Below are 6,555 nucleotides of genomic sequence, written 5' to 3'. Positions count from 1 at the left end.
CCGTTGGCGTGGGCGTCGCGAGCGGCCTCGTCGGGGAATGCATCGAAGATCCAGAAGGTGTCGGCGTCGGTCCTGACCGCGAACCAGACAATCGTTCCTACTTCTTCGTTGGCGAGTGCGACAGCGCCTGCGAGCAGATCGGCGAGCGCGTCGTGCTGTCCATCGGCCGCGACGATCTTGGCGACGAAGGCATACGGAAGTGATGTGGGTGTTGACATGAGGGGTTCTCCTAGGTGTCGAGGTTTCTTGCTGAAGCTAGTTCAGTATATGACGAGCAAGGGCATGTGAGAAGTGGCGTATACGGCAGTATTGCTATTGTTTACGTCATGCGTATAGGACTGATCGCGATCGACGGCTGCTTCGGTTCGGCTATCGCGTCGATCATCGACATCGTGCGGGTGGCCGACGGAGCCCGCGGCGATGTCGACCCGCGGATCGACCCGATCGAACTCGCCATCCTCGGACCGAAACGGCGAGTGACCACGACGGCATCGATGACCCTGTCGGTGGACCACCCGCTGTCGGAGTCCGGAGAGTTCGACGTGGTCGTCGTCCCTGCGCTTGGAACCCTTACGGCCGCCGCTACCAACGACGCCCTCCAGAGCCGAGATGCTCGTTCGGTCATCGCCTCGCTCGGGCGCCTCGACGAGGCGACCACCCGGATCGCCGCGGCGTGCACCGGCGTGTTCGCTGTCGCCGAGACCGGACGGATGCATCATCGACGGGCGACGACCAGCTGGTTCCTGGGGCCGGAGTTCCTGAAGCGCTATCCGACCGTCGACCTCGATCTCGACACCATGGTCGTGGTCGACGGGAACCTCGTCACCGCCGGCGCCGCCTTCGCCCACATCGACCTCGCGCTCTCACTCGTGCGATCGATCAGCCCCGACCTGGCCCAACATGTCGCCAAGCTCCTCCTCATCGACGAGCGCCCGTCGCAGGCGGCCTTCGTCGCCTACGAACATCTCCGGCACGAGGACCCGATCGTCGTCGAGTTCGAACGCTTCGTGCGCGCCCGCCTGGACGAACCGTTCAACGTCGCCTTCGTCGCGCAGTCGCTCGGCACCAGCCGGCGCACCCTCGAACGACGAGTCCGTGCGGCGCTCAACCTCACTCCGCTCGGCTTCGTCCAACGGCTTCGCATCGAACGAGCTCGGCACCTCTCAGCAACCACGGACCTCACCTCCGCCGAGATCGCGCTACGGGTCGGCTACGCGAACGCCGAGACTCTGCGCTCCCTCCTGCGCAGGGAGCGACGCCGTTCCTGACCTATCGCCATGCCTTAGAACCACCTCTCAGCACGTCGCGTCGACGCTCCTGCGTCGCCCCTGGACGCCCCACTCGACACGCCCGCAGCACAGGTCATGTGACGTGCCCCGGCTTCCCGGACGGTCGGGGTTGGGTGGCTATGATGTCGCTGCGTTCTCGTCGAGAGGATCTGCAGACCCGATCAGGGTCGATTGGGATGAGACGCGAAGGCCGTCAGGTCAGGGCGGCCGAAGCCGGCCGGCGGGGTAGCGTCGGTCACGTCGAGGTCTTTCGGATGGATGCGTAGGAACCTCCATCGTCGGGAGACCTCGACGTCTATCTGCGGACCGACGCGCCCGGCCGACCTACACCCTCATCTGGGAAGAGCCAGATATGTGCCCACGTGTGGCGGTTTCCATCATCAACGACAGGCGTTGCCTCGCGCTCGCCTCCGCCGCCAGCCCCTTCTTCCCCAACAGGCCCTGTATCCGGGACGGTAGGGGTCACGACACCGGGCACGCAAACACCATCGAGGGTCAGGTCCTCATCGGAGACGCTCGCGCTGGTCTCCGTCTGCTCTGGCTTGGGGCAGGCCGCCGCGTAATCCGTTCCATGCGGAAGGAGCAGAGGAACAAAAGACAGTACGGACACTGCCAAGGCAACACCGACCGCTCGTCTCAGACGAAGAGTCACGACGATTCTTCCTCAACCGCCGAGTCCTCCACGACCGCCGCCGCATCCCATCCGTTGGACTCGTCATAGAACGCGAAGAACAACAGGGCGCGCTCGGATTCGACGATTTCTTCGACCACAGTGACTTCATTCTCGGCTGCGTCATAAGAATATACCGACCCGGGGACCTGCCGCATAGTGAATGTCGCCGCATAGAGCCCTTGGTCGTCTTCAACCATGCTGGCGGAAATATCATCCGCGATCAGTTCACCACCAAAAACCCATTGCGCCCCGGAATTCACGCCGTCGATATCGTCAATTCGGCTTAGGCAGAACCCGCACCCCTCGTTCGACACATCATCAAGAGAAGTCGTGTCTCCGGACTGCATCCCGTAGTCGTGGGCCTCGAACCAGTACTCGACGAACGCCTCGTACCCGTCGGCCGAGAATTCCTTGGCCTCCTCCGGCATGACCGGGGGCTCCAGATTCTCCGCGGGAGACGTCGAGGTCGCGGGCTTCGGGGTCGGCGATGCCGGCGCACTGCTGGTCGGCGCCGCCGACGAGGCCGATGGGGATTCCACAGGCGGCGCCGTCGTGCCGTTGCAGGCGCTCAACGCCAGCGCACCGACTACTGCAACCGTTGCGACGCCCATGCGCGCGATACCGAACTGACCCACTGAATACCCCTCGATGTCCTGAGAATGCTGGCTCCCCCACCTGCTCCTTCCGTCGAGGGTAGCGGGATCATCCAATCGATGCACTGGTTATCCACAGGTCGTTGCGGCACCAGCGCCTGCCCCGCGTGCCACTGACGCACCATCACCGGTCGACCTATCCACTATTGTTCTGCGGTCACGGGAGGCAGAGTGGGGCGAGCAGATGACAGTCAGCGCGGCTCAGGCGGCGTCCGCACCGCACGCCGCTGCGTCGTCGAGGAGCTCGAGCAGGTGGGAGGCCGGCGCCTCCGACCGCTCACGGCCGGCCCACACCACCGACACCGTCCACTCCGGGGTTCCCGCCGCCGGAAGCGGAAGCGTCAGCAGTCCCTGCGCCTGAGGCTTCGCCGCCACGTGCCGCGGCACCACCGCCACGCCGAGCCGCCGGGCCACGAGGTCCAGGAGGGTGTGGACGTCGTTCACCGTGCAGCGCACCCGCCGGTGCACGCCGTTGAACCCGAAGGCCGAATCGTTGAGCTCGCGGATCCCCCACGCCCCGCTGAAGTCCACGAAGTCCTGGTCGCCCAGGTCCGCCCACTGCACGCCGCGCCCGTCGCGCGGAGCAGCCCCCTGCGCCGGACCGGCGGGAACCGCGCGGCTTCCGGCCACCAGCGGGTGATCGGGGGCCGCCAGGAAGACCAGCGGCTCGCGGCCCAGCTCGCGGTGGGCCAGGGTGCCGAAGTGCCGGTTCGTCGCCACGAAGGCCACGTCCAGGTCGCCCGACCGCACCATGGCGAGCAGGTCCTGCGTCCCGGCCTGCGCGAAGTGCGTCTCCACCGCCGGGTGCCTCCGGTGGAAGCGTTCCAGCAGCGGGTTGATGTCCACGACGCCCAGGCACTGCTCCGAGCCGATCCGCAGCGTCCCGGACACGGCCCGGCTGGCCTGCACGACGGCGTCGCGCGCCCCCGCGGCCTGCGCCAGCATCGCCCGGGCGTGCGGGAGCAGCGCCAGCCCGGCCTCGGTCGGCTCGACCCGGCGCGTGGTGCGGTTGAACAGCTGCGCGCCGAGCTCCTCCTCGAGGCTGCGGATCGCGGCCGAGAACCCCGATTGGGAGATGCGGGTCAGCTCGGCGGCCCGCGTGAAGTGCCGCTCCTCGGCGAGCGCAACGAGGTACTCCATCTGACGCAGATCCATTGACCACTCCAGGTTCTTGTTTTCAGTGCTGGGAACTGTTGGACTTCTGAATTAACCGTTCCTAGAGTGACACACGGCACGCCCGTCCACCACCAAGGAGCCAGAATGCAGACCAGCACCACACTCCCGACCCGCACGATCGGCGACCGCTCCGTCTCCGCGATCGGCCTCGGCGGCATGCCCATGTCGATCGAGAACCGCCCCGACGCCGGGCGCTCCATCGCGACGATCCACGCCGCGCTCGACGCCGGAATCACCCTGATCGACACCGCCGACGCCTACCACCGCGACGCGAACGAAGCCGGCCACAACGAGGAGCTCATCGCCCGCGCCCTGCGCGACTACGGCCCGGGAGCCGACGACGTCCTGGTCGCCACCAAGGGCGGGCTGATCCGCCCGGGCGACGGCACGTGGACCAAGGACGGCCGCCCCGAACGCCTGAAGGAGGCCGCCAAGGAGTCCGCGCGCCGGCTGGGCGTGGAGGCGATCGGCCTCTACCAGCTCCACCGGCCCGACCCGGAGGTCCCCTATGAGGATTCCGTCGGCGCCGTCCGCGACCTGCTGGACGACGGCGTCATCCAGCTGGCCGGCATCTCCAACGCGAACATCGAGCAGATCGACCTCGCGAACAACATCCTCGGCGGCCGCCTGACCTCCGTCCAGAACCAGTTCAGCCCGCGCTACCGTTCCTCCGAGAACGAGCTCCGCCACTGCGCCGAGCTGGGCATCGCGTTCCTGCCGTGGAGCCCGCTCGGCGGCATCGCCAACGCCGCCGAGCTCGCGGAGAACCACGCCGCCTTCGGCGAGGTGGCCGCCGAACTGGGAGTCAGCGTCTACCAGGTGACGCTCGCCTGGGAGCTGGCGCTCGCGCCCGTCGTCGTGCCGATCCCCGGCGCCTCGCGGCCGGAGAGCGTGCGGGACTCCGCGCAGGCCGCCGGCCTCACCCTGACCGAAGACCAGATGTCGCGCCTCAGCGCGGCCTGACAGCAAGGAACCCATGAAGACTTTCTCCATGCCCGACGTCGCCCTGCCCGCACCCAACGTGGTGCAGGGTCTGATGCGCATCCAGGACAAGTCCGACGACGAGGTCCGCGAGATTGTGCGCACCGCCCGCGACGCCGGCATCACGTTCCTCGACCACGCCGACGTGTACGGCACCCCTCCGCACGGCTGCGAGCGCCGGTTCGCCGAGGCGATGGCGCTGAGCCCGTCCGAGCGCGAGCAGTACACGATCCAGACCAAGGCCGGGATCCGGACGCCCGGCCCGTACTTCGACTTCTCCTACGAGCACCTGACCGCGTCGGTCGAGGGGTCCCTGGAGGCGCTGGGCACCGACTACATCGACATCCTGCTGCTGCACCGCCCCGACGCTCTGGTAGAACCGGAAGAGGTCGCCCGCGCGTTCGACCACCTGCAGGCGTCCGGCAAGGTGCGCGCGTTCGGCGTCTCCAACCACACCCCGGGGCAGATCGAGCTGCTCAAGAAGTACGTGCGGCAGCCGATCGTCGCCAACCAGCTGCAGCTGTCGATCACGCACGCGCCGATGATCACCCAGGGCATCGCCGCGAACATGCAGGGGCTGGAGCAGTCCGTGTCCCGAGATAGTGGAATCGTCGACTACTGCCGGCTGAACGACATCACGATCCAGGCGTGGTCGCCGTTCCAGGCCGGGTTCTTCGACGGGCCGTTCCTCGGCTCGGACAAGTATCCCGAGCTGAACGCCGTGATCGACCGGCTGGCCGAGAAGTACGACGTGCCGACGCTGGCCATCGCCACGGCCTGGATCACCCGCCACCCGGCGCGGATGCAGGTCGTGCTGGGGACGACGACGCCGCGGCGCATCGCGGCCGCCGCCCAGGGCTCCGAGATCCCGCTGACGCGCCCCGAGTGGTACGAGCTGGTCCGCGCCGCCGGCTACACCGTCCCGTAGCGGCCCGGCCGCGGCGCGCGCAATCCGCCGCGCCGGCCCGGCGGATTGCGCCCGGGTGCTACCCAACGGACCGGGGCTCCCCCTAGTCTGGTGCCACGGGCACCTCCCCGTGCGCCGACTGGGCCCCTCGCGGGCAGGAAAGGGAGTACAGATGGACAAGAAACTCACTCCGGAGCCGATCAGGGACCAGGACCGGGACCACCTGCTGACGCCGCAGAACTGCGTGCTGGCGCTGATCGACTACCAGCCGGAGCAGTACGGGACGGTCACGTCGGCCACCCGCGAGCGGATCGACCTCAACGTCGGCGCGCTCTGCCGCATCGCGATGAAGTACGACATCCCGGTGGTCCTCTCCACCGTCGGCGTGGACATGGGCGTCAACCAGGGCACGGCCCAGGAGATCAAGGACCAGCTGCCGGGCGTGAAGGAGATCGACCGCACCGGCGTGAACGCGTGGGAGGACGCCGAGTTCAGGGCGGCCGTCGAGTCCACCGGGCGGCGGAAGGTCGTGATGGCGGGGCTGTGGACCGAGGTCTGCCTGACGTTCCCGACCCTCGACATGCTGGCCGAGGGCTACGAGGTGTTCCCCGTCGCCGACGCGGTCGGCGGCATCTCCCAGGTCGCCCACGACCGGGCGTTCGACCGGATGGTCGCCGCCGGCGCCCAGCCGGTCACGGCGATCTCCTTCGGCGGCGAGATCATGCGCAACTGGGCCCGCGACGACTCCGACAAGCTCCGCCAGGTCATGCGCTGGTACTTCCCGCTCAAGCAGGAGCTCGACGCGAACGGCCGCTGAGGCGCGGCCGGCGAAACTGTGTCTAGAGATTCTCCATAGTTACAGTTTCGGCTAAACTG

At 67.8% G+C, this 6,555-nt stretch carries 7 protein-coding genes; 4 read left to right on the top strand and 3 right to left on the bottom strand.

All coding sequences use genetic code 11. The annotated features are described in order from the left end of the window. Positions 1 to 218 (bottom strand): putative quinol monooxygenase (locus IE069_RS07680; protein ID WP_189349526.1); only part of this gene is annotated, 218 nt, incomplete at its 3' end. Positions 219 to 326: 108 nt separating this feature from the next. Between IE069_RS07680 and IE069_RS07675 the strand changes: the two genes are divergently transcribed. Continuing rightward, the gene (locus IE069_RS07675) at positions 327 to 1,268 is read left to right on the top strand and encodes a GlxA family transcriptional regulator (RefSeq protein ID WP_189349525.1); all 942 of its coding nucleotides are present in this window, start codon (positions 327 to 329) and stop codon (positions 1,266 to 1,268) included. Between the two features lie 669 nt (positions 1,269 to 1,937). Here the strand turns inward: IE069_RS07675 and IE069_RS07670 are convergent. Together IE069_RS07670 and IE069_RS07665 are read right to left on the bottom strand one after the other, a co-directional pair. Next, positions 1,938 to 2,597, bottom strand: coding sequence for a DUF6318 family protein (locus IE069_RS07670; protein WP_189349524.1), 660 nt, complete (start codon positions 2,595 to 2,597; stop codon positions 1,938 to 1,940). A gap of 219 nt (positions 2,598 to 2,816) precedes the next feature. Next, positions 2,817 to 3,770, bottom strand: coding sequence for a LysR family transcriptional regulator (locus IE069_RS07665; protein WP_229791011.1), 954 nt, complete (start codon positions 3,768 to 3,770; stop codon positions 2,817 to 2,819). A 105-nt stretch (positions 3,771 to 3,875) separates the two neighbouring features. Here IE069_RS07665 and IE069_RS07660 point away from each other — a divergent pair, with 105 nt between their 5' ends. The 3 genes from IE069_RS07660 (at position 3,876) to IE069_RS07650 (ending at position 6,496) form a co-directional block, all read left to right on the top strand. After that, the gene (locus IE069_RS07660; protein ID WP_189349523.1) at positions 3,876 to 4,754 is read left to right on the top strand and encodes an aldo/keto reductase; all 879 of its coding nucleotides are present in this window, start codon (positions 3,876 to 3,878) and stop codon (positions 4,752 to 4,754) included. Between the two features lie 13 nt (positions 4,755 to 4,767). Then, positions 4,768 to 5,700, top strand: a complete 933-nt coding sequence (locus tag IE069_RS07655) for an aldo/keto reductase (RefSeq protein ID WP_189349522.1) — start codon at positions 4,768 to 4,770, stop codon at positions 5,698 to 5,700. 151 nt (positions 5,701 to 5,851) lie between these two features. Continuing rightward, positions 5,852 to 6,496, top strand: a complete 645-nt coding sequence (locus tag IE069_RS07650; RefSeq protein ID WP_189349521.1) for an isochorismatase family protein — start codon at positions 5,852 to 5,854, stop codon at positions 6,494 to 6,496. Positions 6,497 to 6,555 lie beyond the last annotated feature (59 nt).

The organism is Zhihengliuella salsuginis (assembly GCF_014651715.1).
In the GTDB taxonomy this organism is placed as follows: Bacteria; Actinomycetota; Actinomycetes; order Actinomycetales; family Micrococcaceae; genus Zhihengliuella; species Zhihengliuella salsuginis.
Note: the sequence above shows the minus strand (reverse complement) of the source record. Positions and strands in the feature narration are given on the sequence as shown.

What these genes read in the sequence shown, in the direction of transcription:
- IE069_RS07665 (WP_229791011.1), bottom strand. Translation starts at nt 3,770, where the DNA reads ATGGATCTGCGTCAGATGGAGTACCTCGTTGCGCTCGCCGAGGAGCGG.
- IE069_RS07660 (WP_189349523.1), top strand. Translation starts at nt 3,876, where the DNA reads ATGCAGACCAGCACCACACTCCCGACCCGCACGATCGGCGACCGCTCC.
- IE069_RS07655 (WP_189349522.1), top strand. Translation starts at nt 4,768, where the DNA reads ATGAAGACTTTCTCCATGCCCGACGTCGCCCTGCCCGCACCCAACGTG.
- IE069_RS07675 (WP_189349525.1), top strand. Translation starts at nt 327, where the DNA reads ATGCGTATAGGACTGATCGCGATCGACGGCTGCTTCGGTTCGGCTATC.
- IE069_RS07650 (WP_189349521.1), top strand. Translation starts at nt 5,852, where the DNA reads ATGGACAAGAAACTCACTCCGGAGCCGATCAGGGACCAGGACCGGGAC.